Origin of the sequence: Curtobacterium sp. VKM Ac-1393 (genome assembly GCF_015350995.1) — a bacterium.
Lineage (GTDB): Bacteria > Actinomycetota > Actinomycetes > Actinomycetales > Microbacteriaceae > Curtobacterium.
Map to the genome: position 1 here is coordinate 327,635 of NZ_JADKRW010000004.1, position 23,735 is coordinate 351,369.

Below are 23,735 nucleotides of genomic sequence, written 5' to 3' on the forward strand. Positions count from 1 at the left end.
ACACCAGCCATGGCCGGAGAACGCGAGCGGACGCCCAGCGCGAGGTGCGCGACCGGCGCGGAACGGGCCTCCAGGCCGCCGCAACCTGTGAGACCCGTGTGACACGCTCGAAACCCAGCGTCCTTTAAACTCCCGTGGTGAGCGCCCCGCAGACCGACACACCACCCCGGAACCGCTTCGCGACCGGCCTCGATCGATACTTCTCCATCACCAAGCGCGGATCCACGATCCCGCGCGAGGTCAGAGGCGGTCTCGTCTCGTTCGTGACGATGGCCTACATCGTCATCCTCAACCCGCTGATCCTCGGCGGGTTCAGCGCCGACCAGGCGGCCAAGGACGTCTCCGGCGGGTGGCTCGAGAACGCGCAGGTCGCCGCCGCGACCGGCCTCGTCGCCGGGTTGATGACCATCGCGATGGGGCTCATCGCGAACCTGCCGTTCGGCATCGCCGCGGGCCTCGGGATCAACTCGTTCCTCGCCGTGAGCGTCGTGCACCAGGTCACCTGGGCCGAGGCGATGGGGCTCGTCGTCATCAACGGCGTGATCATCGTGATCCTGGCGTTGACCGGGATCAGGACGATGATCTTCACCGCCGTCCCCGCGCAGCTGAAGGCCGCGATCACCGTCGGCATCGGCCTGTTCATCGCCTTCATCGGCCTCGTCGACTCGGGCTTCGTCCGCTCGTCCGGACTCGCCTCGCCGCCGCTGCAGCTCGGTGAGGACGGCTCCGTCGGCGCCCTGCCGACCATCGTGTTCCTGATCGGGCTCGTCATCATCGGCACGCTCATGGCCCGCAAGGTCAAGGGCGCGCTGCTCATCGGCATCGTCGCCACGACGATCATCGCGATCATCCTGCAGGCGGTCTTCCAGGTCCCGACGTCGGTCGACTCGAAGACCGGCTGGAACCTCAACGCCCCCGGCCTGCCGAGCGCGCTCTTCGCGTTCCCCGACCTGTCGCTCGTCGGCCACGCCGACCTGTTCGGCGCGTTCAGCCGCATCGGGCCGTTGGCCGCGTCGATGCTCGTCTTCACCCTCGTGTTCACGAACTTCTTCGACGCGATGGGCACCATGACCGGCCTGGCGAAGGCCGCAGGCGTCGCGAAGCCCGACGGCACGTTCCCCCGCCTGAAGTCGGCGCTCGTCGTCGAGGGCGTCGGTGCGATCGCGGGTGGCGGCGCCTCGGTGTCGTCGAACACGGTCTTCATCGACTCCGCCGCCGGCATCGGCGAGGGTGCCCGGACCGGCATGGCCTCCGTCGTGACCGGCCTGCTGTTCCTGGCGTCGATGTTCCTCACGCCGCTCACCCAGGTCGTGCCGCTCGAGGTCGCCGCCGCCGGACTCGTCGTCGTCGGCGCCCTGATGGTCGCGCAGGTCGCGGACATCTCGTGGACGGACTTCGGGTCGGCCCTGCCGGCGTTCCTGACGATCGTCGTCATGCCGCTCACCTACTCGATCGCGAACGGCATCGGCGTCGGCTTCATCAGCTGGGTGCTGATCAAGCTGCTGTCCGGCCGGGGCCGAGAGGTCTCGTGGCTGCTCTACGTCGTCGCCGCGGGCTTCCTGCTGTACTTCGCGCGCGGGCCGCTGGAGGCGTTGCTCGGCGTCGGGTGAGGGTGCGGCGGGGTCGGTTGGCTGGCTGGCTGGTTGGGCTGGTTGGGCTGGTTGCGTAAGACGCCGTCGTGTTGTCGAGACGCCGCCGAATCCGGCGGCGTCTCGTCGTTTCCGGGGCGTCTCGGGAGGACGCCGGCGTCTCGCGTTCGGCCGGGAGGCCCGTGCTCAGTCCGGCAGGTCGCCCGGCGTCGCCTCGTGGTGGCGTCGACCGCCGGTGCGCCGGTCCTCTTTCATGCCTGCCTCGAACAGGTGGCGGCGTCCCTGCACGAGTTCGTCGCGCGCGGTGCGCTCGAGCTCCTTCGCCAGGGCGTAGTACCCGTCGTCGTAGTCCTCGACGACCTGGAACGTCCACCGGCCCGCGATGACGTTGCGGCCCACCAGCTCCGTGTCGATGCGGTCGGCCAGTTCGGTGTGGCCCGCCTTCCGCAGCTGCTCGACGGCCTCGCCGAGGTTCAGGTCGGCCATCCCCGTCAACCGATGGAACCCGTAGAGCAGACCGCGGGCGTGCTCGAGCACCTCGACCGCGGCGGACAGGGTGCCGAGTGCCTCGACCGTGGCGTCGGACACCCCCTCGGGGACCTGGTGCTGTGCGTCGGGGCCCTGATCGTCGTTCGTCATGGGACCCGTCTACACGAGCGTGCTGCGACCGGCTCCGGGCTTCGTCCGCGACCCGCCGGCGCCGTCGGACAGCGGTTGCGACGTCAGCGGTGGACACCTACCATTCGAACACACGTTCGAATGAGGAGACCCGATGATGATCACGGAGACGGCCGCCACGGTGTGGTGGTCCGAAGGCGCACCGAGCCGCTTGGTCTGGGCCGGACGCCGTTGGCGGGTGAGCGACACCCCCACCCGTCTGACGGTCACGCGGGCCGAGCTGCCGACCGCCATCACCCACGCCCCTGAGCGCACGGTGGGCTGGCGGTTCCAGGCCACCGCCGACGACGGCGACACGCTCGTGGTCGACATCGTGCCCGAGGGCCGCGGCTGGGGTGTCGCCCGGACGTGGACGTGAGCGCCGCGTCGGGTGCGGACTACGTCGTCACGCGCTCGACGGCCGCCTGCTCCGGAGCCGGCCGCTCCATGAGACGCCAGGCGCCTCCCGTCAGCGGTGCGAGCGTCACGACCGTGTAGAGCACGACCACCACCCCGAACGTCGCCTGGATGCCGACGCCCTCGGCCGCGAACCCGGCGAGCAGCCCCCCGAGCGGGATCCCCGCCCAGGACCCGGCTCCGAGCAGCCCGAACACCCGGGCGCGCATGTGCTCCGGGATGCGCTCGAGCTCGACGGCCCCGAGGATCGGGTTCAGCGATCCGGCGGCGAGCCCCGACACCGCGGACGCGGCGAGCATCCACGGCAACCCGAGGCCGAGCGCCGGCACCAGCAGCGAGGGCCCACCGGCGAGCACGAAGCACAGGACGAAGGTGATCCGACGGGGCACGCGGTGCGCGACGTACCCGAAGGCCACCGACCCGAGGAACGCCGCACCACCGAAGGTCCCCGTCACGAAGCCCAGCGCCTGCGCCCCGCCGAGGGCGTCGGCGGCGTAGAGCGGGAGCAGCGTCGTCGACCGAGCCGCGTCGAGCAGGTTCGTGACCAGCACCAGGGCGATCACCAGCCGGAAGAACGGGTCGCGGACGCAGAACCGGAAGCCCTCGGCGATGTCCCGCCAGTACCCGTTGGTCGGAGCCGCATCAGCGGTCACGGCCGCTCCGTCGTCGCCCGCCGGACGGACCAGCACCGCAGCGAGCACCGCTGCGGTGCCGAACGCCACCGCGGTGCAGACGAGTGCCGCCATCGGCCCGGCAGCCGCGACGAGCACGCCCCCGAGCGGCGCGCCGATGAGCACCGAGAGCCGCTGCGATGCCTCGAAGTGACCGACCGACCGTTCCAGCGGCACGCCGGCCGATCGCGCGAGCCCCGGCAGCAGGACTCGACGTGCGGACTCCCCCGGCAGGTCGAACAGGCCGCTCACGAAGACGAGCGACAGGAGCGCCCAGAACGGCAGCCCCACGGTCCAGGCGAGTACCGGCATCGCCAGGAGGGTCGCTCCGCTGACCAGATCCGACGCAACACTCGACCGGACGAACCCGACCCGCTCGACGAGCGCCCCGCCGAACGGTCCGCCGAGGACGATCGGCACCGTCGCGGCGAAGGCGGCGATCCCGACGTCCGTCGCCGAGCCGCCCCGCGCGAGGACGGCGAAGGGCACGGCCACCGTCGTGACGACGTTGCCGGTCCTGGAGACGACCTGGACCGCGAGCAGGGCACGCAGCCGGGCCCGGGCGTTCATGCTCGGCCCATCCGGTAGCTCTGGGTGACGGCGATGACGCGCTCCGAGCCGTCACCCGGCGTGTGCGCGTCGCTCACCGCCGTCCATCGCTCGACCACGGCGCGCAGTTCGGCGCCGAGACCGGCGAGTTCCTCGGCGGTCAGGCGCAGGACCTCGTCGGAACTGGTCGACGCCGCGACCCACTCGCGTCCGAGCACCGGCGCCTGGTCGATGAACCGCCCGTACTCGGCCGCGTACGCATCCGCGACGGTGTGGTCGAGCGCCGTCGTGGCGAGCATCCGTTCCGGGTCGTCGAAGGCGTCGGCGAGGTCCCACGACGTGTGGTCCGCCGTCGCACGCCACCACCGTTCCCGCCGGTCGGAACCGAGCTCCGGAGCCGGCTCGATGAAGTCCGCGTCGGCGAGTCGCTTGCAGTGGTAGCTGATCGTGCCGGGCGCCTCGTCGATCTCGTCGCCGAGCATCGCCGCGGTCTGCGGCCCACCGGAGCGCAGGAGCCCGACGATCCGCAGCCGGGTCGGGTGAGCGAGGGCGCGCATGTGGGCGGCGTCGTCGAGCCTGCGAACGGTCATGGTCCGACGGTAGTTGCGCAAGAGTTATTGCGCAACGCTTCTTGTGCAATCCTTCCGACGAGCCGCCCGCCTTCGCGCTACGGTTCCGGCATGTCGAAGTGGATCGCACTGCTGCGCGGAGTGAACGTCAACGGCATCACGATCAAGAGTGCCGACCTGGCCGAGTTGTTCCGGGGCCGTGGCTTCGACGACGTCCGCACCGTGCTCGCCTCCGGCAACGTGGTGTTCGCCACGGACGCCGACGCCGCCGATCTGAAGACCTCGATCGAGCAGGCGCTCCGGGACCGGTTCGGCTACGACGCGTGGATCGTGCTCGTCCGCCACGAGGACCTGACGGCCGTGATCGAGGGGTTCCCGTTCGAACGGTCCGACGACCGGCACGACTACGTGGTGTTCGGCTCCGACGACCACGCACTCGACGCACTGCTCGACGGCCCGGCACTCGACGACGCGGTCGAGCGGGTGTCCCGCGGTCACGGCGTCGTCTACTGGTCCTGCCCGAAGGGGTCGAGCACGGACACCGTGTTCGCGAAACGGGCCGGCGCTGCACGCTTCAAGCGCACGACCACGACGCGCAACACGAACACGCTCCGGAAGCTGCTGTGACCCGCGGAGGACTGCACCACGTCGAGCTCCGCACCGCCGACCTCGACACGGCGAGCGCCGCGTGGGCGTGGCTGCTGGGATCGCTCGGGTACGAGCCCTTCCAGCAGTGGCCGGACGGCCGGAGCTGGCGGCTCGGCGACCTGTACGTCGTGCTCGAGTCGGCGCCGCTCGACGGCGCGCACGACCGGCGACGTCCGGGGCTGAGCCACCTCGCGTTCCACGCCGGCGACGCCGCGGACGTCGAGCAGCTGTGGACGGATGCACCCACGCACGGCTGGACTCGTCTGTACGAGGACCGCCACCCGTTCGCCGGTGGACCGGGCCACCGCGCCGCCTTCCTGGAGGACGCCGAGCGGTTCAAGATCGAACTCGTCGCAGGCTGACCCGACCCGACCCGACCCGACCCGACCCGACCCGACCGGAGCGGGCCAGCCAGTCCGGGCCAGCCAGTCCGGCCCGGCCCGGCCCGGCCCCCGACGCTAGGCGGTCGTCTCGTCGACGTCGAAGTCGCGCTGCAGCGAGATCGTCGGGATCGACGCCGTGATCACGGAACCGTCCGCACGCAGCGTGCCCTGGATGTCGCTCGTGGTCGGAGCGTGTCCGGACATCCGTGGCCCCTGGTGCGGCAGCGGCACGACGGTCGGCTCGCCGGGCTCGATGTCCCACTGCTGGTTGTGCACCCAGGCGGTGAAGCCCGAGCCGCTCTCGACCGTGAACGTCATGGCCTCCTGGCCGAGTTCGACCCGGACCCGCGAGCCACGCACCGTGAGGCGGTACGTCAGCGCGTCCCAGTGGCGCGGCAGCCGCGGGTTGAACGACATCCGACCACCGTGGTCGCGCATGCCGCCGAACCCGTTGACCAGCGCGCCCCAGATGCCGCCGGTCGACGCGATGTGCACACCGTCGGTGGTGTTGCCGTGCAGATCGGCGAGGTCGACGTAGAGCGCGGTCTGGAAGTACTGGTCGGCGAGGTCGTGGTAGCCGACCTCGGCCGCCATGATCGACTGCACGACCGCCGACAGCGTCGAGTCGCCCGTCGTGAGCGCGTCGTAGTAGTCGAAGTCGCGGCGCTTCTCGGCCGCGGTGAACTCGTGCCCCTGCAGGAACAACGCGAGCACGACGTCCGCCTGCTTGAGCACCTGGAACCGGTAGATGACCAGCGGGTGGTAGTGCAGCAGCAGCGGGCGCTTGGACTCCGGGGTGTTCTCGAGGTCCCAGAGTTCCTTGTCGAGGAACTGGGCGTCCTGCGGGTGGATGCCACGGTGCGGGTCGAACGGGATCTCCATCGACTCGGCGGCGTGCTCCCACTCGACGAGCTCGTCGGGCTGGAGTCCGGTCCGCCGGACCATCCGGTCGTACTCCTCGACATCGTCGGCGGCGAGCTCGCGGCACGCGTTGACGGCGAACCACAGGTTCGCCCGGGCCATGACGTTCGTGTAGAGGTTGTCGTCGACGACGGTCGTGTACTCGTCGGGACCGGTGACGCCGTCGATGTGGAACTTCTTGTCACCGTTGGAGCGCCAGAAGCCCAGGTCGGCCCACAGCCGAGCGGTCTCGACGAGCACGTCGATCGCCCCGCGCTTCAGGAACTCGGTGTCGCCGGACGCCCGGACGTACTGCATCAGGGCGTGGGCGATGTCGGCATCGATGTGGTACTGCGCGGTCCCCGCCGCGTAGTACGCGCTCGATTCTTCGCCGTTGATCGTGCGCCACGGGAACAGTGCGCCCCGCTGGTTGAGCTCACGCGCCCGCGAGCGTGCCGCGTCGAGCATGTTGTAGCGGAACCGCAGGGCGTTCCGGGCGACGATCGGCGCCGTGTACGACAGGAACGGCAGGACGTAGATCTCCATGTCCCAGAAGTAGTGCCCGCCGTAGCCGGACCCCGTCACGCCCTTGGCCGCGATGCCGTGCCCGTCGGTGCGGGCCGTCGCCTGCGCGAGCATGAAGAGGTTCCACCGAACGGCCTGCTGGATCGCGGGCTGCCCGGCGATCTCGACATCGCTCCGTGCCCAGTAGTCGTCGAGCCAGACGCGCTGCTTCTCGAACGTCTCGTCGATGTTCTCGGCGTGCGCCCGGTCGAGCGTGCGGTCGCAGCGGTCGGCGAGTTCGCGCACCGGCACGCCGCGGGAGGTGTGGTACACGACGTGCTTCACGAGCCGGATCGGCTGCCCGGCCCGCGCCTGCACCCGGTAGACGTGCTTCGCGAGGTCGTCGTCGATCGACGAGGACTCGTCCCAGCTGTTCTCGGTCTCGAGGTGGTGTTCGACACCGACGCAGATCGTCATGCCGGAGCTCGACGCCTGGTACCCGAGCAGTGACCGTGCGCCGGTGCTGCGCTTGAGCTTCGGCTGGAGCACCCGATCGGTGAACGCCTCGGCCTTGCGCGGGTCGAAGGCGTTCGCAGCCGCGCGCATGCCGGCGTGGTACTCGTCCTGCACGTCCTGACGGTTCAGGATCTGGCTGGACAGCAAGATAGAGGCGTCCGCGTCGAGGACCGTGACCTCGTAGTCGATGACCGCCAGGTGCCGGTCGGTGAACGAGACCAGGCGGCGGGAGCGGATGAGCACCCGCTTGCCGGACGGCGTCGACCACTCGGTCTCGCGGATCAGGTAGCCGCCGCGGAAGTCGAGGCGACGCGTGTGACGCAGGATGTCCGCCTCGGCCAGGACGAGCGGCTCGTCGTCGACGTACAGGCGGATCACCTTGGCGTCGGGCGCGTTGATGATCGTCTGACCGGTCTTCGCGAAGCCGAAGGCGTCTTCGGCGTGCCGGATCGGCCAGGTCTCGTGGAACCCGTTGATGTACGTGCCGTACTGCACGCCGCCACGGCCCTCGTCGAGGTTGCCGCGCAGGCCGAGGTACCCGTTGCCGACGGCGAAGTTCGTCTCGGCGACGCCCTGCTGGTCGGGGGCGTACTCGGTCTCGACGAGTGCCCACTCGTCGACCGGGTACCGGACGCGGTCGAGGGGGTCCGAGGTGATGGGGTTCATGGTGCTCCGTGGGAAGGGAGGGTGGTGTGGGACGTCGGTTCGGACTGGAGGCGCGACTCGCCCCCGGTCCGTCGGCCTACGTCGTGCTCACTGCCGGCTGGGGCAGTTCCGTGATCAGGTCGGCGAGGTCGGTCACCACGACGTCCGCGCCGTGCTCGCGCAGCGCGTCGGCGCCCGCTCCGCGGTCGACTCCGATCACCAGTCCGAAGGCCCCGTTCCGCCCGGCTTCGACGCCGCTCGTGGCGTCCTCGACCACGACACACTCCGCGGCGGTCAGCCCGAAGCGACCAGCGGCGTCCAGGTAGGTGTCGGGAGCGGGTTTGCCGGCGAGGCCGTCCTGCCGCGCGACCAGCCCGTCGACGACGACGGGGAACCGGTCGAGGATGCCGGCGGTCCGGAGCACCACGACGGCGTTCGCGGAACTCGACACGACGGCGACGTGCAGTCCGGCCTCGATCGCCGTCGTGAGGAACCGCAACGAGCCGGGGTACGGCTCGACACCGTGCTCGTCCAGCTCGGCGGTGAACTCGGCGTTCTTGCGGTTGCCGAGGCCGCACACGGTGTCGTCGTCCGGAGCATCGTCGGGGGTGCCGAGCGGGAGCTCGATCCCGCGCGACTCGAGCAGCGACCGCACACCGTCGTACCGCGGCTTGCCGTCGATGAACGCGAAGTAGTCGGCCTGCGTGTACGGCGCGACCCCGTGTGCCTCGAGGTACGGCGTGAAGAGTCGGCTCCAGGCGCGCATGTGGACGTCGGCGGTGGGGGTGAGGACACCGTCCAGGTCGAACAGGAGCGCTCGCGTGTCCGCGAGTCGCGCGGGTGTGCGCCGGGTCGGCGTCGTCATCTGCTGCCCTCCAGGGGACGGGGTGGTCGACGTTGCTTCCGGACGAGTCTAGGACCGCTCCAGGACCCGTGTTCCGCCGCGCCGCTCGTCTGTGGAAAGAGTTCACACAGTCGTTCGCTGTGCGGGGATCAGCCGGCTGCGTGCGCCGTCCTGGCGAGCGGGACCGTGGTCAGCGCAGTCCGGGAGCCGGCGGGAGGTCCTCCGCCCAGGCCTCGATCGCCGCACTGATCTGCTGCCGTGCAGCGGCCCGCGAGATCGTCGCGGTGTCGTCACCGGGCTGGGCGCCGTACGCACCGAAGTCAGCGTGGTTCGACCCGTCGATCTCGGTCATCGTCGCGGTGGACGGCAACAGGTGGCGAGCTGCCGCGACCTTGGCAGGCGTGGAGAGCCCGTCGCGCGATCCCGACACGCTCAACACGTCGATGTAGGACGTGCTGATGTCGTTCGCGCAGTAACTGCCGAGCAGCAGCAGGCCGTCGGCGTCCTGCGCGAGCTGGCAGGCGCGCACCCCTCCGAGCGAGTGTCCGCCGACCGCCCACGTGGCGACGTCGGGCGCGTGGGACTCGAAGGTCGAGAGCGGACGGGTGTCGAAGAACGCGAGGTTGAGCGTCGGCTTCGTGATGATCACCGTCGTGCCGCCCGCGACCACCTGACGGAACGTCGCCATGTACGCGTACGGGTCGACCTTGGCACCGGGGATGAACACGATGCCCTTGCCGTTCGCGGTGCCCGTCGGGGTCATCACCACGGAGTCGCCGGCGTCCTGGACGGCCACGCGGTCGTCGCGCCACACCTGCAGCGCTGCACTCCGTGTGCCCTGCATGACGATGTGCGCCCAGACCAGGAACACCACGGCGATCAGCACGATCACGGCGACGATCCACGCGGTCCACCGCAGCACTCGGTTCATGCAACCACCGTACGGCGGGGCGCTGAGTGTGCAGAAGACGTCGGGTGCGGTGATCGCACTCGACGTCTTCTGCTCACTCGACGGGCGCACGCGGCGCACGGGCGCACGCGGCGCATGCGGCGCACGCGCACCCGGCGCCCGGCGCCCGGAACGCTACGCCGTGATCGCGGCGCGGATCTCGGCGGCTGCTGCGCCGACGTCCGACGCGCTGTAGATCGCGCTGCCGGCGACGGCGATGCGGGCACCGGCATCCTGCACCGAGGCGACGGAGGACGCGTTCACGCCACCGGCGATCGAGAACGGCACACCCGACTCCTTGCCGGCGTCGAGCAGAGCCCCGAACGTGAAGCCCTCTTCCGCCTGCTCGTCGAGCCCGGCGTGGACCTCGACGAACTCGGCGCCGAGCGCGACGACCTCGCGCGCACGGGCGGCCTTGTCGGAGACGCCGATCAGGTCGACGACGATGCCCTTGCCGTGCTTCTTCGCGGCCTTGACGGCACCGACGATGGTGGAGTCACCGGCGACACCGAGGACTGTGACCAGGTCGGCACCGGCCGAGAACGCGATGTCGGCCTCGAGCTCGCCGGCGTCCATCGTCTTGAGGTCGGCGAACACGATCTTGTCCGGGTGGGCTTCCTTGATCGCGGTGACGGCGGACAGGCCGGCGCTCTTGATCAGGGGCGTGCCGAGCTCGAGGACGTCGACGTGCGGTGCGGCCGCGGCGGCGAGCTCGAGGGCGGCTTCGGTGGTCAGGGTGTCCATGGCGAACTGGAGCTGCATGTGGATGCCTTTCATTCGAGGTTGGCGTGTCGGGGCCAGAGGTCGTCGGCGGACTGCCCGCCGCGGGCCCAGAGCGTGTGGAACAGGGCGTCGCCGACCAGGGCGACCGCCTGTTCGAAGAGGCTGCCGGCGTACTGCGCCGAGGCCGTGCCGGAGCGGTCGGTCTTCGTCGCGGCCGGCAGCACGAGCGTGACGTCCGCGACCTCGGACAACGGGGAGTCGTCAGTGGTCGAGAACGCGACGACGGACGCGCCGACGTCGTGCGCGGTTCGGGCCGCCTGCACGATGCCGGTGGTCGTGCCGGAACCGCTCGCCACGAGCAGCACGTCGCCCGAGGCGATCGCGGGGGTCGTGACCTCGCCGACGACGTAGGCGTCGCGACCGAGGTGCATGAGGCGCATCGCGGTCATCCGGAGTGCGAGCCCGGAGCGGCCGGCGCCGTGCACGAAGACGCGGTGGCCCCGGTCGACCAGGTCGAGGGCGCGCTCGGCCGACTCGTCGTCGACGTTCGCGGCGAGGTCGGTGACCTCGCGCACGATCACGTCGAGCGATGCGGTGACGGTGGGTTCTGCCATGTCCACGAGCTTGCCGCGGCGCGGCTCGTCGCACCGCTACCCGCGTCGACGGGCGTCCCACCCGATCGGGTGGCCCCGTCCGCACGGGTGGGACAGGTAGGTTCGGCTCCCATGGACGCCATCGCACCCGACCGGGAGGCCCGTGGCGAGCCCGCCAGTCGGCTCGCGGCCTCGGAGCACGCCAGGACCGTCGCGGAGCAGGCGGACCGCCATGCGCTCACCCTGGAGTCCGTGCTCGCCGTGCTCCGCTCACCGCGGGTGTCCGACGCAGCCGCCCGGGCCGAGGCCGTCGAGATCGCCTCGGCCGCACTCGTCGATCTGCGGACCGTGACCGATCAGCAGCGCAGCACCCTGCTCGAGCCGGTCACCGGAGCGTTCTCGCGGCTCCGTGCCGACCTGCGTCCCCTCGTCCGGTTCGGCGACCTCGACGTGCAGTTCGTCGAACCGCCGACCACCGGCCGCGCGCTGCCCGGTGACGTCGCCCACGCCGCCCGGGCCATCGTCCGGACCGCCGTCCTGGCCCTGGTCGACGGCGGGGCGGCCAAGCGGGTCCGCATCCAGTGGGACTGCGACGGCCGGAACCTGCTCATGCAGCTCCGCGACGACGGCTCCGGCACCCTCGACGTGCACGACGACGCCATGCGCCCGATCGCGGAACGGGTCGTCACGCTCGACGGGCGGGTGCAGGTCTCGAGCACACCGGACTGGGGCTCGGTGCTCGACATCTCGCTGCCCCTCGACCCGTCGCCGACCGCGGTGGACTCGGTCGCGGACGACGACCTCACCCCGCGGGAGCGCGACGTGCTGCGCCTGGTCGCGACGGGCGTCGGCAACCGCGAGATCGCCGAGGGCCTCGGCATCAGCGTGAACACCGTGAAGTACCACGTGGCGAACCTGCTCCGGAAGCACGGCGCCCGGACCCGCGCCGAGCTCGCCGCCTTCAGTTCCCGCGCATGACCCGGCGGGACCGCGACAACGGGTAGCGACGGTCGAGCGACGGCTCGACGACGGTCGCCATCAGGAACTGCGAGAGCAACCTGCCTCCAGCCCAGTACACGGGGATCACGAAGATCGCGAACCCCGTCCAGACCCCCGCACCGATGAGGGCGATGGTGCCGAGTGTCACGACGATGCCCACGCCGGAGTACAGGTACTGCCAGCCCCGCGTCGCCGACTCGCGCTGCGCCTGCTGCTGCTCGGCGCGCTCGTCGAGTCCGCGCACCCCGGGCTCGAGAGCCTCCTGCTCGTCGGTGACGAACAGGTCCCGCACAGGGACCTCGAGTGCCGCGGCCACCGACGACAGCGACTCCAGGCTCGCGTCGTTGCCGCTCTCCATCCGCTGCACCGTCCGCACCGCGAGGCCGCTCGCCTCGGCCAGGCGTTCCTGGGTCCACCCGCGCAGTCGCCGGAGCTCACCGATCCGCATCTCGTTCATGCCCTGAACACTAGGGATTCGCTGAACGACGCACCACGACACGCACACGACACCTGCACGACAGCGACCTGACAGCCACCCGACAGCGATCCGTCGGCACCCGTCACCGCCTTCAGCCCACTGATGGCTTGCCGTGATGAGCCGCCCGGGACTCCGCAACGGCAGGACCGCTCATCGAGAAACGCGAACCGTTCGCCCAGTGAGGACATGCCGGCACAGCCGTTCACGGCGCACCCACCTCACTCAACGAATGGACACTGCATGCCCGGCGATCGCGAGAACTGCCGTCGAAGCGGCCCAGGAGCAGAAAGCCGTTGTCATCGGGGAAGCCGCGGCGGCGCGGCTCGTCAACCGAGCTGCACGTGACCTGCTGCGCATCCGCGACGAACTCGCCGAGATCGAAGCAGAGATGGACGCCGCGCTCGAAGGCAGCGAGCCCGCGCGACTGCTGGTCAGCATCCCCGGGTTCAGCTACCGGCTCGCTGCCGACTTCCTCGCCGCAAGCGGCGCTGACCTCACCGTGTTCGAGACCCCCGACTGGCTCGCCAGCTTCGCACCCGTTCCACGCGATTCCGGGAAGATCTCCGGCAACCACCATCGCCCGAGAGGCTACGACCGCCGACTCCTGAACGCCTGCTTCCAAGCCACGTTCATCGCGTCCCGGACGTGCCCCACTTCGAAAGCGTTCTACCAGCGCAAGCGCGCCGAAGGGAAGTCGCACAAGCGAGCACTCATCGCCCTTGCACGTCGCCGGATCAACGTCATCTGGGCGGTCCTCCGCGACCGAGTTCCGTTCGAGTCCCCGGTAGAAGCCAAATTGGCTCCTACCGGGGATGGGCAAGCGGAGCTAGTCGATCAGCAGGCGGACGCCGGTGCTGGTCACGACCGTCTGCGAAAGCAGGTCACCCGAGACCCGCCGCAGCAGCATGGCCCAGATACTGCTCGAGACTTCACGAAGCGGCACATCCTTCGACGTCCCCGCCAAAGCCACGACCCACACGATCACGAGAGCAGTGCCCGCGTGCTCAAGGTGCAGCCGAAGCACCAGGTCAGTGTCGATTGAAGTGGCTCCGAGGATCCGAATCGGTGTCTTCACCGATGGTGCAGGGCCGCCGTTTGGGTTGAACGCGCGAGTGCCTTCAAACCCTTCGGGTGGGGCTGCACTCGGTTGGACGATCGACGGTCCGACGTGTCCCCAGTCTGTCGGGAGGAACGTCGCGAGCTGCCGCACCTGTTCTGGTATCACAGCGAGTCGTTCACCCAGTCCGGGCACCTCGAGATGGGGCCGCTCGGCGCGGCAGTGCAGTACGCAGTCACGATCCCCAGGTCGTACTTATCCGGCGAAGCCGAGGACGGCGCACGCTCCTCGAACGCGATGAACTCCTCCGTTGCCTTGCCCTTGGCAACGAACTCAGCTCCGTAAAGCCGACGGTTATTTGGCTGGAGGACCCCGGCGGCGTTGATCTGCACGGCGTGCTCGATCGTCTGCTCCTCGACGTTGTGGTCCTGCAGGGCGTGGAGATAGCCGAACGCGGAGTTTTCGCTACCTGATCGTCCGATGCGGAGGCCGACCTGGTGGTGGCCGCCGTCCAGGAATACTGCCAGGCAGCTGTAGGGGTGCTTCGCGCCGGAGTAGTTCGTCGTGCCCGCAGGGCACGAGCCCTTCGTCAGGACGTGCGTCGGCACTGCGGGAGCGGCTGCCGTGACCGGGTTGAGCGCTACCCAGTGGCCGTCGGGAGGTGCAGCCGAGGCGTCCCCGGCTGGATCCGAGGTCGGGTCGGCTGATGGAGCTGAAGTAGTCGGTGCGGCAGGTGTTGCAGCGACCGCGCCTGTGGTGCCGAAGCCGTAGATGGCGCCGATCACTGCGCAGACTGCGACAGCAGCCCGCACGCTGGTTCGTTTCGTTGATCGCATGTTCAAATCCGTCTTTCGATTCGAGGATGCGGCAATCTCCTGCAGCGAGATGCCCCCTGATGCGCTTGCAAGCAGGAGCAACGCTACGCGGCTGCATAGGCGGCACAAGGCCAAATGTGATCTTGGCGCCGTTCCTGAGAGGACCTGAACGAGCCGAAAAGACCAGTGCAGACGCCGGCTGATGTTGACCATGGGCCGACGAAGACGACCTTCGGTCGACGCAGTTTTGTGCGCTACGCGCTTTCTTGCCTGGAAGCCTTCGGCAGCAACCGGACCTCCCGGCTTGACAAACCTGATTGAGAATCACGGCGCGAAGCGGTAGCCCATGCCGGACTCGGTGACCAGGTAGCGCGGGTGCGCGGTGTCCGGCTCGAGCTTCCGGCGCAGCTGCGCCATGTACAGCCGCAGGTACCCGGAGTCGTTGCCGTGCGACGGCCCCCACACCTCGGTCAGGAGCATCTCGCGGGTCATCAGCCGATCGGGGTTCGTGACGAGCACCTCGAGCAGTCGCCACTCCGTCGGGGTCAGTCGGATCGCGGGACCGCTCGCCGGCGTGACCTGCTTCGCGACGAGGTCGACGACGAGGTCCCCGATGCGGATCGTCGGCGCACTGTCCGCGCCCGCGGGAGCACGGCGCCGCCCGAGGGCCCGCAGACGCGCCAACAGCTCGTCCATCTGGAACGGCTTCGTCACGTAGTCGTCGGCACCGGCGTCGAGCGCGTCGACCTTGTCGGACGAGTCGGTCCGGCCGGAAAGCACGAGCACCGGCACCTGCGACCAACCGCGGATGCCCTCGAGCACGCCGATGCCGTCCAACCGCGGCATGCCGAGGTCGAGCAGCACCAGGTCGGGGCGTTCGGTGATGACCGCGTCGATGGCCGCGCGGCCGTCCTTCGCCGTCACGACCTCGTAGCCGCGGGCGGCGAGCGTCACGGAGAGCGCCCGGACGAGTTGCGCGTCGTCGTCGGCGATCAGGACCTTCATCGGAGCTCCACTCCGACGTGCCCGGCGATCGGCAGTCGCACCACGACGGTGAGCCCACCGCCCGGGGTGTCGTCGACCTCGATCGTGCCGCCCATGCCCTCGGTGAAGCCCCGGGCGAGCGCCAGCCCGAGACCGAGGCCCGTCTCGTTGTCGGTGTCCCCGAGGCGCTGGAACGGCTGGAAGACCTCGTCGACCCGGTCGGACGGGATCCCCGGACCGTGGTCCGCGATCCGGAGTTCGACGCCACCGCCGAAGGCGCTCGCGGCGACGCGTACACGGGTGCCGTCGGGTGCGTAGCGGACGGCGTTCGCGAGCAGGTTCACGACGACCCGCTGCAGCAGGACGGGGTCGGCGAGGACCGGGGGCAGGTCGGCGGGCAGGTCGAGGTCGACGTCTCCGGGGCCGAGCTCGAGCTCGTCGAGCGCGGGGGCGACCACCGTGTCGAGGGCCAGCGGCCCGGACGCGACGGCGAGCACACCCGCCTGCACCCGGCTGACGTCCAACAGGTCTGTCAACAGCACCGCCAGCTGACCGAGGCTCTCGTCGGCGGTCGCGAGCAGTGCCTCCCGGTCGGCCCGTGACAGGTCGACGTCCAGCGCACGCAGGGACTGGACGGCGGCGGAGGCGGCCGCGATCGGCCGGCGGACGTCGTGACCGACGGCGGCGAGGATCGCGCTGCGGACGCGGTCCGCCGCGGCGATCCGCTCCGCGTCCAATGCGGTGCGCGTCAGCGACCGGTGCTCGACCGCGGCGTCGAGCTGTTGCTCGACGACGCGCAGCAGTCGACGCTGGGTCGGGTCGTCGGCGGCGCCTGCGAACTCGAGCACGGCACCGGACGGGAGGCTCGTGGAGGCGTCCGGCGTCTCACCGAACGTCCCCGACGTGGCCGGCTCCTCGTTCCCCTGCCGGATCCGGACGCCGGTGAAACCGAAGGCCTCGCGGGTGCGGTCGAGCAGGGCCTGCAGCGCGTCGTCACCGCGGAGCACGCTGCCGGCGATCCCCATCAGCAGCCCCGACTCCGCGGCGGCGCGGCGGGCGGCACGCGACCGTCGGGCGGACCGGTCGACCACGAAGCTGACGAGCACGGCACTGATCACGTACATGACGAGGGCGAAGAGGTGCCACGGCTGCTGCACCGTGACCATGTGCAGGGGTTGGACGAAGAAGAAGTCGAGGCTCAGTCCGGACAGCACCGCCGTGAACACCGCCGGCCACATCCCGCCGACGAGCGCCACGACGAGCACGAGCAGCTGGTACGCCAGGACGTCCACGGTGATGGCGTCCGGGTCGTTGCTGAGCGACAGCAGCCACGTCAGCAGCGGACCGAGGACGAGCGAGAGCGCGAACGCCGCGAGCACACGCCCCCGCGACAGGCTCCCGCCGAGCTTCGGCAGGGCGATCCCGCCGCCAGCGCGCTCGTGGGTGACCACGTGCACGTCGATGTCACCGGATTCGCGGATCACGGTGTTGCCGATGCCAGGGCCGGTGAGGGCGGCGGCGAGACGGCTGCGGCGGCTGACCCCGATGACGATCTGCGTGGCGTCGATCGACCGCGCGAACCGCACGAGGGTGGTGGGTACGTCGTCACCGACGACCTGGTGGTACGTGCCACCGAGCTGTTCGAGCAGGGTGCGTTGCGACCCGAGCGCACCCGGGTGGCGTTCGCGCAGGCCGTCGTTCGTCGTGACGTGCACGGCGGCGAGTTCGCCACCGGCGCTGCGCGCGGCGATCCGGGCGCCGCGACGCAGCAGGGTCTCGCCCTCGGGGCCGCCGGTCAGGGCGACGAGCACGCGCTCCCGGGTCTCCCACCGGTGCTCGATGCCGTGCTCGGCGCGGTAGGCCTTGAGCGCGTCGTCGACCTCGTCCGCCAGCCAGAGCAGCGCGATCTCGCGCAGGGCGGTGAGGTTGCCGAGCCGGAAGTAGTTCGACAGCGCGGCGTCGATCCGGGCCGCCGGGTACACGAGCCCGTCGGACAGCCGTTCGCGCAGGGCCGCCGGGGCCAGGTCGACGACCTCGATCTGGTCCGCAGCCCGCACCACGGCATCCGGCACGGTCTCGCGTTGCACCGTGCCGGTGATCTCGCGGACGACGTCGCCGAGGGACTGCATGTGCTGCACGTTCACCGTCGAGATGACGTCGATGCCGGCGTCGCGCAGCGCCTCGACGTCCTGCCACCGCTTCTCGTGGTGGCCGCCGGGGGCGTTCGTGTGCGCGAGCTCGTCGACCAGTGCGATCGCGGGGGCGCGGGCGATCACGGCGTCGAGGTCCAGGTCGTCGAGTTCGACGCCGCGGTGGGACACGGTGCGGCGCGGGACGACCTCGAGGCCTTCGACGAGCGCTGCGGTGGCGGCGCGCTCGTGCGTCTCGACGACGGCGACGACCACATCGCGCCCCTCGTCGAGCAGACGACGCCCCTCTTCGAGCATCGTGAACGTCTTTCCGACGCCCGGTGCGGCACCGAGCAGGACCCGCAGCTTGCCGCGCTTCACGTGCTCATCCTCTCGCGTCCGCTGTTGCAGGGCATCCGGTCGACTGATATACTTCTCGCAACCGTTCCCACCAAGGCTCGAGCCTCGGCTTCCTCAAATCGGGTGGGACTGTCCCGTCCCGCGTCCGTCTCGGACGCGGGACGGAGTTCTTCACCGCTCACGTTCGTTCCCCACGCTGTAGTTGCTGCCGGCTTGCCCGAGATCATCAGTTCCCTCGATCTCGGAGCCTTTCGATGCCCGACGCCTCGGCCGCAATCTCGCGTTACCGCACCGCGCAGTTCCGCCAAGCACTGCACGAACGAGGTCTCGACCCTTCCGACGCCTCGGTCCGGAGAGTGCACGATTTCGACAGTGGGCTCCGCTCCGTCGCCCTCGGTCTGTCCGAGCGCATCGAACTCGCCCTGCGTGGCCATCTGGACGCGCTGGGCGCAGCTCGATTCGGATCGCACTGGTACCTCGACCGTCGGGCGTTCCGTGACACCTTCGATCACCGTGCGCTCCTCCGACATGCTCGGGCGGCGCTCGACCGAACGGCAGATCCCGCCATCCGTTCGGCGTGGCACGAGCGGCGCTTCGAACGGGTGCCGTTCGGGATGCTCGCCGAAGAGCTCAGCCTCGGTGAACTGTCCCGCCTCACCTGCGGGTTGGAACCCACCGCTCGGGACGAGGTGGCGGAAGCAATTCGCTTGCCCCCTGCGACGATCCGCCCGTGCCTGCACCACATCACGCACGTCCGGAACTGCTGCGCCCATCACACGAGGCTCTGGGGCCGCAGCTTCCGGATCCCTCCGCCGACCTTCCGCTCCCCCGCCGACCTGGTCGCGCGACTCGAGGGGCTGCCGAAGCGCACGCCGGTGCACTCCCTCGAGCTGCTCGCCCACCTCGCCGAGACCGTCGGGCCGTGCGACCGTCACGCCGATGCCGTCCGACGACTGATCGACGAGCACGACGATCTGATCGACGGCATCGGCGGACGGCCGAGCTGGGCGGCGAGGTGACCGCACGGTCAGGAGGATTTCGCCAGCGCCAGGTTCAGCTCCAGGACGTTCACCACGGGCTCACCGAGGAACCCGAGCTGCCGGGACTCGGTGTGCTGCGACACCAGTGCCCGCACCCGATCGGTGGACAGGCCCCGAGCCTCCGCCACCCGCGCCACCTGCTGCGCGGCGTACGCGGGGCTGATGTCCGGGTCGAGGCCCGAGCCCGAGGCCGTGACCGCGTCGGCAGGCACCTGCGCGGCGGGCACGCCGTCAGCCTTCGCCAGCGCCGCCCGGCGCTCCTGGACGGACTTGAGCAGATCGGGGTTGTTCGGCCCGAGGTTCGAGCCGGAGGACGCCCCGGCGTCGTACCCGTCCTCGCCGGCGGCGGACGGCCGCGACTGGAACCAACGGTCGGCCTGCTTGCCGGTGAACGACTGCCCGACGAGCGACGACCCGACGACGGCGCCGGACGAGTCGGTGACCATCGAGCCGTTGGCCTGGTCGTGGAACACCCCCTGGCCGACGCCCCAGACGGCGAGCGGGTAGCCGACGCCGAGCACGACGGTGGCGAGCAGGGTGAGGCGGATGGCCACACCAGCGGAACGGACGGTGGAACGTGCAGATGCCATGACTAGAACCCCGGGATGAGACCGACCACGAGGTCGATCAGCTTGATGCCGATGAAGGGGACGACCACGCCGCCGAGCCCGTAGACGAGCAGGTTGCGGCCGAGGATCGACGATGCTGCGGCCGCGCGGTACTTCACGCCGCGCAGGGACAGCGGGATGAGCGCCACGATGACGAGCGCGTTGAAGATGACCGCCGACAGGATCGCGGACGACGGGCTGTGCAGCCCCATGACGTTGAGCGCCGCGAGCCCGGGGAACGCCGCCTGGAACATCGCCGGGATGATCGCGAAGTACTTCGCGACGTCGTTGGCGATGGAGAAGGTGGTCAGGGCCCCACGGGTGATGAGCAGCTGCTTGCCGATGCGGACGACGTCGATGAGCTTGGTCGGGTCGGAGTCGAGGTCGACCATGTTGCCCGCCTCCTTCGCCGCCGTCGTGCCGGTGTTCATCGCGACGCCGACGTCCGCCTGCGCCAGGGCCGGGGCGTCGTTGGTGCCGTCACCGGTCATGGCGACGAGGTTGCCGCCCTCCTGCTCGCGCTTGATGTAGGCGAGCTTGTCCTCCGGGGTGGCCTCGGCGAGGAAGTCGTCGACACCGGCCTCGTGCGCGATCGCGGCGGCGGTACGGGGGTTGTCGCCGGTGATCATCACCGTGCGGATGCCCATCGACCGGAGCTCGGCGAACCGGGCCGCCATGCCGTCCTTGACGACGTCCTTCAGGTGCACGACGCCGAGCAGGGCGACCACGCCGTCCGCGGAACGGCGGCCGACGACGAGGGGGGTGCCGCCCTGGTCGGAGATCTCCGCGACGGTCGCGTCGATGGCCGACACCACACCGGCTTCGGTGGTGTCCGCCCAGGCGAGCACTGCCGCAGCAGCGCCCTTCCGGATCTGCGAGCCGTCCGGCAGGTCCAGACCGGACATGCGGGTCTGCGCCGTGAAGGGCACCTCGACGGCGCCGTCCGGCAGGGCCGGTGTGACCCCGGTGTCGGCAGCGAGCGACACGATCGAGCGGCCTTCGGGTGTCGAGTCCGCTGCGCTCGACAGGGCTGCTGCTTCCATCAGCGAAGCCTCGCTCACACCCGGCACCGGAACCACCCGTGACGCCCGACGGTTGCCGTACGTGATCGTGCCGGTCTTGTCGAGCAGCAGCGTCGTGATGTCGCCGGCCGCCTCGACCGCACGGCCCGACATCGCGAGCACGTTGTGCTGCACGAGCCGGTCCATGCCGGCGATGCCGATCGCGGAGAGCAGGGCGCCGATGGTGGTCGGGATGAGGCAGACGAGCAGGGCGATGAGCACCGGCACGCTGACGGTCGCGCCGACGAGTCCCGCGATGGGCTGCATCGTCAGGCAGACGATCACGAACACGATCGACAGCGAGGCGAGCAGGATGTTGAGCGCGATCTCGTTCGGCGTCTTCTGCCGGGCCGCACCCTCGACGAGCCGGATCATCCGGTCGATGAAGGTCTCGCCAGGGGTCGAGGTGATGCGCACGATGATCCGGTCGGACAGCACGCGGGTCCCGCCGGTGACGGCGCTGCGGTCACCGCCGGACTCGCGGATGACCGGCGCGGACTCACCGGTGACGGCCGACTCGTCGACGGACGCGATGCCGTCGATGACGTCGCCGTCGCCCGGGATCACCTCGCCGGCGACGACGACCACCACGTCGCCCTTGGCCAGGTCGACCGAGGCGATCTCCTCGGTCGCGTTGGCGACGGCTGCAGCGTCGGCCTGGTCGTAGCCGAGCACCCGGCGGGCACTCGTGGTCGAGCGGGTCTTCCGCAGCGTGTCGGCCTGTGCCTTCCCCCGCCCCTCGGCCACCGACTCCGCCAGGTTCGCGAAGACGACGGTCAGCCAGAGCCACACCGCGATCGCGATGGTGAACGCGGAGGGCTCGACGACGGCGGCTGCCGTCGTCAGGGCTGCGCCGACCTCGACGATGAACATGACGGGGTTCCGCCACATCAGTCGCGGATCGAGTTTCCGCAGGGCGCCCGGGAGGCCCGCCACCAGTTGGCGCGGTCCGAATGCGGACGAGCGGATGGCCGGCTCCGGGGCGGTGGTCGCCTCGTGCTCGGAGGTCACGGATGTCATGACAGTCCTTCTGCGAGCGGACCCAGTGCGAGCACCGGGAAGTAGGTGAGTGCGGTGACGATGACGGCGACGCCGCCGAGCAGCCCGATGAACAGCGGGCGGTGGGTGGGCAGCGTGCCGGCGGTCTCGGGCACACGGTCCTGGGCGGCGAGGGACCCGGCGAGCGCCAGGACGAACACCATCGGCACGAACCGGCCGAGCAGCATCACGACGCCGAGCGCGGAGTTCATCCACGTCGTGTTCGCGGTGAGCCCGCCGAAGGCCGAGCCGTTGTTGTTCGCGCCCGAGGTGAAGGCGTAGAGGAGCTCGGACAGCCCGTGGTTGCCGGGGTTGAAGATCGACGTGCCGAGTACCTGCTCGCGGACGCCCGGGATCACGAGCGAGAGTCCGGTCGCCAGGAGCACGAGGGTCGGCGTCACCAGGATGTAGAGCGCCGCGAAGGTCATCTCCTTCGCGCGGATCTTCTTGCCGAGGTACTCCGGCGTCCGGCCGACGAGCAGGCCGCCGATGAACACCGTGATGACGGCGAGCACGAGCATGCCGTACAAGCCCGAGCCGACACCGCCCGGGGTGACCTCGCCGAGCATCATGTTGAGCATCGCCATCATCCCGCCGATCGGGGTGAAGCTGTCGAACATGCCGTTCACCGCACCGGTCGAGGTCGCGGTCGACGTCGTGCCGAACAGCGTGGTGCCGAGGATCCCGAAGCGCGCCTCCTTGCCCTCCATCGCGGCCCCGGCGGCGTGGGTCGCGACACCGGCTCCGCCGAGCTCCGCGATCGACATGACCGACAGGGACACGAGGAAGATCGCGCCCATCACGGCGAGGATCGCGTAGCCCTGGCGGTCGTCGCCGACCATCCGGCCGAACGTGCGCGGCAGCGAGAACGGGATGACGAGCATCAGGAAGACCTCGACCAGGTTCGTCCACGCTTGCGGGTTCTCGAACGGGTGTGCCGAGTTGGCGTTGAAGTAGCCGCCGCCGTTCGTGCCGAGTTCCTTGATCGCCTCCTGCGAGGCGACGAACCCGTCCGGGATGTGCTGTGTACCACCGATGAGCGTGGTGACGTCGGTGCCGCTCCCCCACGACTGGATGACACCGCCGGCGACGAGCACGATCGCGAAGACGAACGCACCGGGCAGCAGCAGTCGGCCGACACCGCGGACGACGTCCACCCACACGTTGCCGAGCGTGCCGGACTTACGGCGGGCGAACCCGCGCACCAGGGCGACGGCGACCGAGAGGCCGACGGCGGCGGACAGGAAGTTCTGCACCGCGAGCCCGGCCATCTGCACGCTGTAGCCGACGGTGACCTCGGGTGAGTACGACTGCCAGTTCGTGTTCGCCACGAACGACGCCGCGGTGTTGAACGCGAGCGAGGGGCCCACGGCCGGCAGCCCGAGGTCACCGGGCAGGACGACCTGGATGCGCTGCAGCAGGTAGACGAGCAGGAGCCCGACGACGCTGAAGAGCAGCACGCCCCGCAGGTACACGGGCCACGACTGTTCGGCGTCCGGGTCGACCCCGATCAGCCGGTAGACCCCGCGCTCGACCCGGTTGTGCCGGACGGGCGTGAAGACCTTCGCCATCCAGTCGCCGAGCGGGCGGTAGGCGACGACGAGGAGCAGGACGAGTGTGGCGACCTGGACGATCCCCGCCCAGACGTCCGCGGTGCCCGCGCCCATCAGAACCGCTCCGGACGCACGAGCGCCCAGACGAGGTACACGACTGCGGCGATGCCGAGGACGGCGGCCGCGATGGTGATGCCGATCACAGCCGTTCCACCCCCTTGGCGATCAGTGCCACCACGCCGAACACGGCGAGGACACCGGCGACGACGAACACGTCGAACACGAGGGACTCCAGAAGGTCTGCGGTGTCCGCGCCGGGTGACGCGGACGGCACCACGTGTGGTGCCTGGACCGATGCTGGATCCTGCACCGGGCCTCCAGGCCGCTCCTAACGGTTTCCTCACGCCGCCCTGGCGGACGCATGCGCCCCGCTAACGCGCGCTCGCCGCCCTACGA

At 70.2% G+C, this 23,735-nt stretch carries 24 protein-coding genes; 7 read left to right on the forward strand and 17 right to left on the reverse strand.

Annotation, left to right across the window (positions count from 1 at the left end; all coding sequences use genetic code 11):
• Positions 1 to 134 precede the first annotated feature (134 nt).
• On the forward strand, positions 135 to 1,610 hold the full coding sequence (locus ITJ59_RS11080) for an NCS2 family permease (RefSeq protein WP_194651146.1): 1,476 nt from the start codon (positions 135 to 137) through the stop codon (positions 1,608 to 1,610).
• 165 nt (positions 1,611 to 1,775) lie between these two features.
• On the opposite strand, the gene ITJ59_RS11085 is transcribed toward ITJ59_RS11080, so the two are convergent.
• Entirely contained in the window at positions 1,776 to 2,228 is a 453-nt protein-coding gene (locus ITJ59_RS11085; RefSeq protein WP_194651147.1) for a hypothetical protein, read from the reverse strand.
• A 133-nt stretch (positions 2,229 to 2,361) separates the two neighbouring features.
• Here ITJ59_RS11085 and ITJ59_RS11090 point away from each other — a divergent pair, with 133 nt between their 5' ends.
• A complete protein-coding gene (locus ITJ59_RS11090; RefSeq protein WP_194651148.1) occupies positions 2,362 to 2,625 on the forward strand; it encodes a hypothetical protein in 264 nt (87 codons plus the stop codon).
• A 19-nt stretch (positions 2,626 to 2,644) separates the two neighbouring features.
• On the opposite strand, the gene ITJ59_RS11095 is transcribed toward ITJ59_RS11090, so the two are convergent.
• Both ITJ59_RS11095 and ITJ59_RS11100 read right to left on the reverse strand, forming a co-directional pair.
• Positions 2,645 to 3,904 (reverse strand): MFS transporter, encoded by a 1,260-nt coding sequence (locus ITJ59_RS11095; protein WP_194651149.1) that lies wholly within the window; start codon positions 3,902 to 3,904, stop codon positions 2,645 to 2,647.
• Positions 3,901 to 4,473: an ArsR/SmtB family transcription factor gene (locus ITJ59_RS11100; RefSeq protein WP_194651150.1), complete on the reverse strand. Its 573-nt coding sequence runs from the start codon at positions 4,471 to 4,473 to the stop codon at positions 3,901 to 3,903. Before ITJ59_RS11100 ends, ITJ59_RS11095 begins: the two co-directional genes overlap by 4 nt.
• Before the next feature lie 90 nt (positions 4,474 to 4,563).
• Here ITJ59_RS11100 and ITJ59_RS11105 point away from each other — a divergent pair, with 90 nt between their 5' ends.
• A complete protein-coding gene (locus tag ITJ59_RS11105; protein WP_194651151.1) occupies positions 4,564 to 5,079 on the forward strand; it encodes a DUF1697 domain-containing protein in 516 nt (171 codons plus the stop codon).
• A complete protein-coding gene (locus ITJ59_RS11110) occupies positions 5,076 to 5,462 on the forward strand; it encodes a VOC family protein (protein ID WP_194651152.1) in 387 nt (128 codons plus the stop codon). The genes ITJ59_RS11105 and ITJ59_RS11110 overlap by 4 nt, the downstream gene beginning before the upstream one ends.
• Positions 5,463 to 5,558: 96 nt before the next feature.
• On the opposite strand, the gene ITJ59_RS11115 is transcribed toward ITJ59_RS11110, so the two are convergent.
• The 5 genes from ITJ59_RS11115 to hxlB all read right to left on the reverse strand — a co-directional run bounded on the left by ITJ59_RS11115 (position 5,559) and on the right by hxlB (position 11,178).
• The gene (locus ITJ59_RS11115) at positions 5,559 to 8,069 is read right to left on the reverse strand and encodes a glycoside hydrolase family 65 protein (protein WP_194651153.1); all 2,511 of its coding nucleotides are present in this window, start codon (positions 8,067 to 8,069) and stop codon (positions 5,559 to 5,561) included.
• A 76-nt stretch (positions 8,070 to 8,145) separates the two neighbouring features.
• Positions 8,146 to 8,913: an HAD family hydrolase gene (locus ITJ59_RS11120; protein ID WP_194651154.1), complete on the reverse strand. Its 768-nt coding sequence runs from the start codon at positions 8,911 to 8,913 to the stop codon at positions 8,146 to 8,148.
• A 169-nt stretch (positions 8,914 to 9,082) separates the two neighbouring features.
• Positions 9,083 to 9,823, reverse strand: coding sequence for an alpha/beta hydrolase (locus ITJ59_RS11125; protein WP_194651155.1), 741 nt, complete (start codon positions 9,821 to 9,823; stop codon positions 9,083 to 9,085).
• A gap of 153 nt (positions 9,824 to 9,976) precedes the next feature.
• Positions 9,977 to 10,603 carry a 3-hexulose-6-phosphate synthase gene (hxlA, locus tag ITJ59_RS11130; protein WP_194651156.1) on the reverse strand — a complete coding sequence of 209 codons (627 nt, stop codon included), beginning with the start codon at positions 10,601 to 10,603 and terminating at the stop codon, positions 9,977 to 9,979.
• Between the two features lie 11 nt (positions 10,604 to 10,614).
• On the reverse strand, positions 10,615 to 11,178 hold the full coding sequence (gene hxlB, locus ITJ59_RS11135) for a 6-phospho-3-hexuloisomerase (protein ID WP_194651157.1): 564 nt from the start codon (positions 11,176 to 11,178) through the stop codon (positions 10,615 to 10,617).
• 111 nt (positions 11,179 to 11,289) lie between these two features.
• Here hxlB and ITJ59_RS11140 point away from each other — a divergent pair, with 111 nt between their 5' ends.
• Positions 11,290 to 12,135: a helix-turn-helix transcriptional regulator gene (locus tag ITJ59_RS11140; RefSeq protein WP_194651158.1), complete on the forward strand. Its 846-nt coding sequence runs from the start codon at positions 11,290 to 11,292 to the stop codon at positions 12,133 to 12,135.
• On the opposite strand, the gene ITJ59_RS11145 is transcribed toward ITJ59_RS11140, so the two are convergent.
• Positions 12,119 to 12,613: a helix-turn-helix domain-containing protein gene (locus ITJ59_RS11145; protein ID WP_194651159.1), complete on the reverse strand. Its 495-nt coding sequence runs from the start codon at positions 12,611 to 12,613 to the stop codon at positions 12,119 to 12,121. The two genes, ITJ59_RS11140 and ITJ59_RS11145, sit on opposite strands and share 17 nt — an antisense overlap.
• A 250-nt stretch (positions 12,614 to 12,863) precedes the next feature.
• Between ITJ59_RS11145 and ITJ59_RS11150 the strand changes: the two genes are divergently transcribed.
• The gene (locus ITJ59_RS11150; protein ID WP_194651160.1) at positions 12,864 to 13,676 is read left to right on the forward strand and encodes a transposase; all 813 of its coding nucleotides are present in this window, start codon (positions 12,864 to 12,866) and stop codon (positions 13,674 to 13,676) included.
• Between the two features lie 179 nt (positions 13,677 to 13,855).
• On the opposite strand, the gene ITJ59_RS11155 is transcribed toward ITJ59_RS11150, so the two are convergent.
• From ITJ59_RS11155 to ITJ59_RS11165, 3 genes are all read right to left on the reverse strand, one after another.
• Positions 13,856 to 14,476, reverse strand: coding sequence for a hypothetical protein (locus ITJ59_RS11155; RefSeq protein WP_194651161.1), 621 nt, complete (start codon positions 14,474 to 14,476; stop codon positions 13,856 to 13,858).
• A 354-nt stretch (positions 14,477 to 14,830) separates the two neighbouring features.
• Positions 14,831 to 15,511 (reverse strand): response regulator, encoded by a 681-nt coding sequence (locus tag ITJ59_RS11160; RefSeq protein WP_194651162.1) that lies wholly within the window; start codon positions 15,509 to 15,511, stop codon positions 14,831 to 14,833.
• Complete coding sequence (locus tag ITJ59_RS11165) at positions 15,508 to 18,000, reverse strand: ATP-binding protein (protein WP_194651163.1); 2,493 nt, start codon at positions 17,998 to 18,000, stop codon at positions 15,508 to 15,510. The genes ITJ59_RS11160 and ITJ59_RS11165 overlap by 4 nt, the downstream gene beginning before the upstream one ends.
• Before the next feature lie 233 nt (positions 18,001 to 18,233).
• On the opposite strand from ITJ59_RS11165, the gene ITJ59_RS11170 reads away from it, so the two are divergent.
• Positions 18,234 to 18,998, forward strand: a complete 765-nt coding sequence (locus ITJ59_RS11170; RefSeq protein ID WP_194651164.1) for an Abi family protein — start codon at positions 18,234 to 18,236, stop codon at positions 18,996 to 18,998.
• 8 nt (positions 18,999 to 19,006) lie between these two features.
• On the opposite strand, the gene kdpC is transcribed toward ITJ59_RS11170, so the two are convergent.
• The 5 genes from kdpC to ITJ59_RS11195 are packed head-to-tail and all read right to left on the reverse strand — an operon-like array spanning position 19,007 to position 23,649.
• On the reverse strand, positions 19,007 to 19,609 hold the full coding sequence (gene kdpC, locus ITJ59_RS11175; RefSeq protein WP_194651165.1) for a potassium-transporting ATPase subunit KdpC: 603 nt from the start codon (positions 19,607 to 19,609) through the stop codon (positions 19,007 to 19,009).
• 2 nt (positions 19,610 to 19,611) lie between these two features.
• A complete protein-coding gene (gene kdpB / locus ITJ59_RS11180; RefSeq protein ID WP_194651166.1) occupies positions 19,612 to 21,708 on the reverse strand; it encodes a potassium-transporting ATPase subunit KdpB in 2,097 nt (698 codons plus the stop codon).
• The gene (gene kdpA / locus ITJ59_RS11185; RefSeq protein ID WP_194651167.1) at positions 21,705 to 23,393 is read right to left on the reverse strand and encodes a potassium-transporting ATPase subunit KdpA; all 1,689 of its coding nucleotides are present in this window, start codon (positions 23,391 to 23,393) and stop codon (positions 21,705 to 21,707) included. The genes kdpB and kdpA overlap by 4 nt, the downstream gene beginning before the upstream one ends.
• Positions 23,393 to 23,482: a potassium-transporting ATPase subunit F gene (locus ITJ59_RS11190; RefSeq protein ID WP_017887940.1), complete on the reverse strand. Its 90-nt coding sequence runs from the start codon at positions 23,480 to 23,482 to the stop codon at positions 23,393 to 23,395. The genes kdpA and ITJ59_RS11190 overlap by 1 nt, the downstream gene beginning before the upstream one ends.
• Positions 23,479 to 23,649: a hypothetical protein gene (locus ITJ59_RS11195; RefSeq protein WP_166673509.1), complete on the reverse strand. Its 171-nt coding sequence runs from the start codon at positions 23,647 to 23,649 to the stop codon at positions 23,479 to 23,481. Before ITJ59_RS11195 ends, ITJ59_RS11190 begins: the two co-directional genes overlap by 4 nt.
• Positions 23,650 to 23,735 lie beyond the last annotated feature (86 nt).

Excerpts from the sequence above, each read along its gene's own strand:
- ITJ59_RS11085 (WP_194651147.1), bottom strand. The coding sequence starts at position 2,228 with ATGACGAACGACGATCAGGGCCCCGACGCACAGCACCAGGTCCCCGAG.
- ITJ59_RS11090 (WP_194651148.1), top strand. The coding sequence starts at position 2,362 with ATGATGATCACGGAGACGGCCGCCACGGTGTGGTGGTCCGAAGGCGCA.
- ITJ59_RS11095 (WP_194651149.1), bottom strand. The coding sequence starts at position 3,904 with ATGAACGCCCGGGCCCGGCTGCGTGCCCTGCTCGCGGTCCAGGTCGTC.
- ITJ59_RS11100 (WP_194651150.1), bottom strand. The coding sequence starts at position 4,473 with ATGACCGTTCGCAGGCTCGACGACGCCGCCCACATGCGCGCCCTCGCT.
- ITJ59_RS11105 (WP_194651151.1), top strand. The coding sequence starts at position 4,564 with ATGTCGAAGTGGATCGCACTGCTGCGCGGAGTGAACGTCAACGGCATC.
- ITJ59_RS11115 (WP_194651153.1), bottom strand. The coding sequence starts at position 8,069 with ATGAACCCCATCACCTCGGACCCCCTCGACCGCGTCCGGTACCCGGTC.
- ITJ59_RS11120 (WP_194651154.1), bottom strand. The coding sequence starts at position 8,913 with ATGACGACGCCGACCCGGCGCACACCCGCGCGACTCGCGGACACGCGA.
- ITJ59_RS11125 (WP_194651155.1), bottom strand. The coding sequence starts at position 9,823 with ATGAACCGAGTGCTGCGGTGGACCGCGTGGATCGTCGCCGTGATCGTG.
- hxlA (WP_194651156.1), bottom strand. The coding sequence starts at position 10,603 with ATGCAGCTCCAGTTCGCCATGGACACCCTGACCACCGAAGCCGCCCTC.
- hxlB (WP_194651157.1), bottom strand. The coding sequence starts at position 11,178 with ATGGCAGAACCCACCGTCACCGCATCGCTCGACGTGATCGTGCGCGAG.
- ITJ59_RS11140 (WP_194651158.1), top strand. The coding sequence starts at position 11,290 with ATGGACGCCATCGCACCCGACCGGGAGGCCCGTGGCGAGCCCGCCAGT.
- ITJ59_RS11145 (WP_194651159.1), bottom strand. The coding sequence starts at position 12,613 with ATGAACGAGATGCGGATCGGTGAGCTCCGGCGACTGCGCGGGTGGACC.
- ITJ59_RS11150 (WP_194651160.1), top strand. The coding sequence starts at position 12,864 with ATGGACACTGCATGCCCGGCGATCGCGAGAACTGCCGTCGAAGCGGCC.
- ITJ59_RS11160 (WP_194651162.1), bottom strand. The coding sequence starts at position 15,511 with ATGAAGGTCCTGATCGCCGACGACGACGCGCAACTCGTCCGGGCGCTC.
- ITJ59_RS11170 (WP_194651164.1), top strand. The coding sequence starts at position 18,234 with ATGCCCGACGCCTCGGCCGCAATCTCGCGTTACCGCACCGCGCAGTTC.
- kdpC (WP_194651165.1), bottom strand. The coding sequence starts at position 19,609 with ATGGCATCTGCACGTTCCACCGTCCGTTCCGCTGGTGTGGCCATCCGC.
- kdpB (WP_194651166.1), bottom strand. The coding sequence starts at position 21,708 with ATGACATCCGTGACCTCCGAGCACGAGGCGACCACCGCCCCGGAGCCG.
- kdpA (WP_194651167.1), bottom strand. The coding sequence starts at position 23,393 with ATGGGCGCGGGCACCGCGGACGTCTGGGCGGGGATCGTCCAGGTCGCC.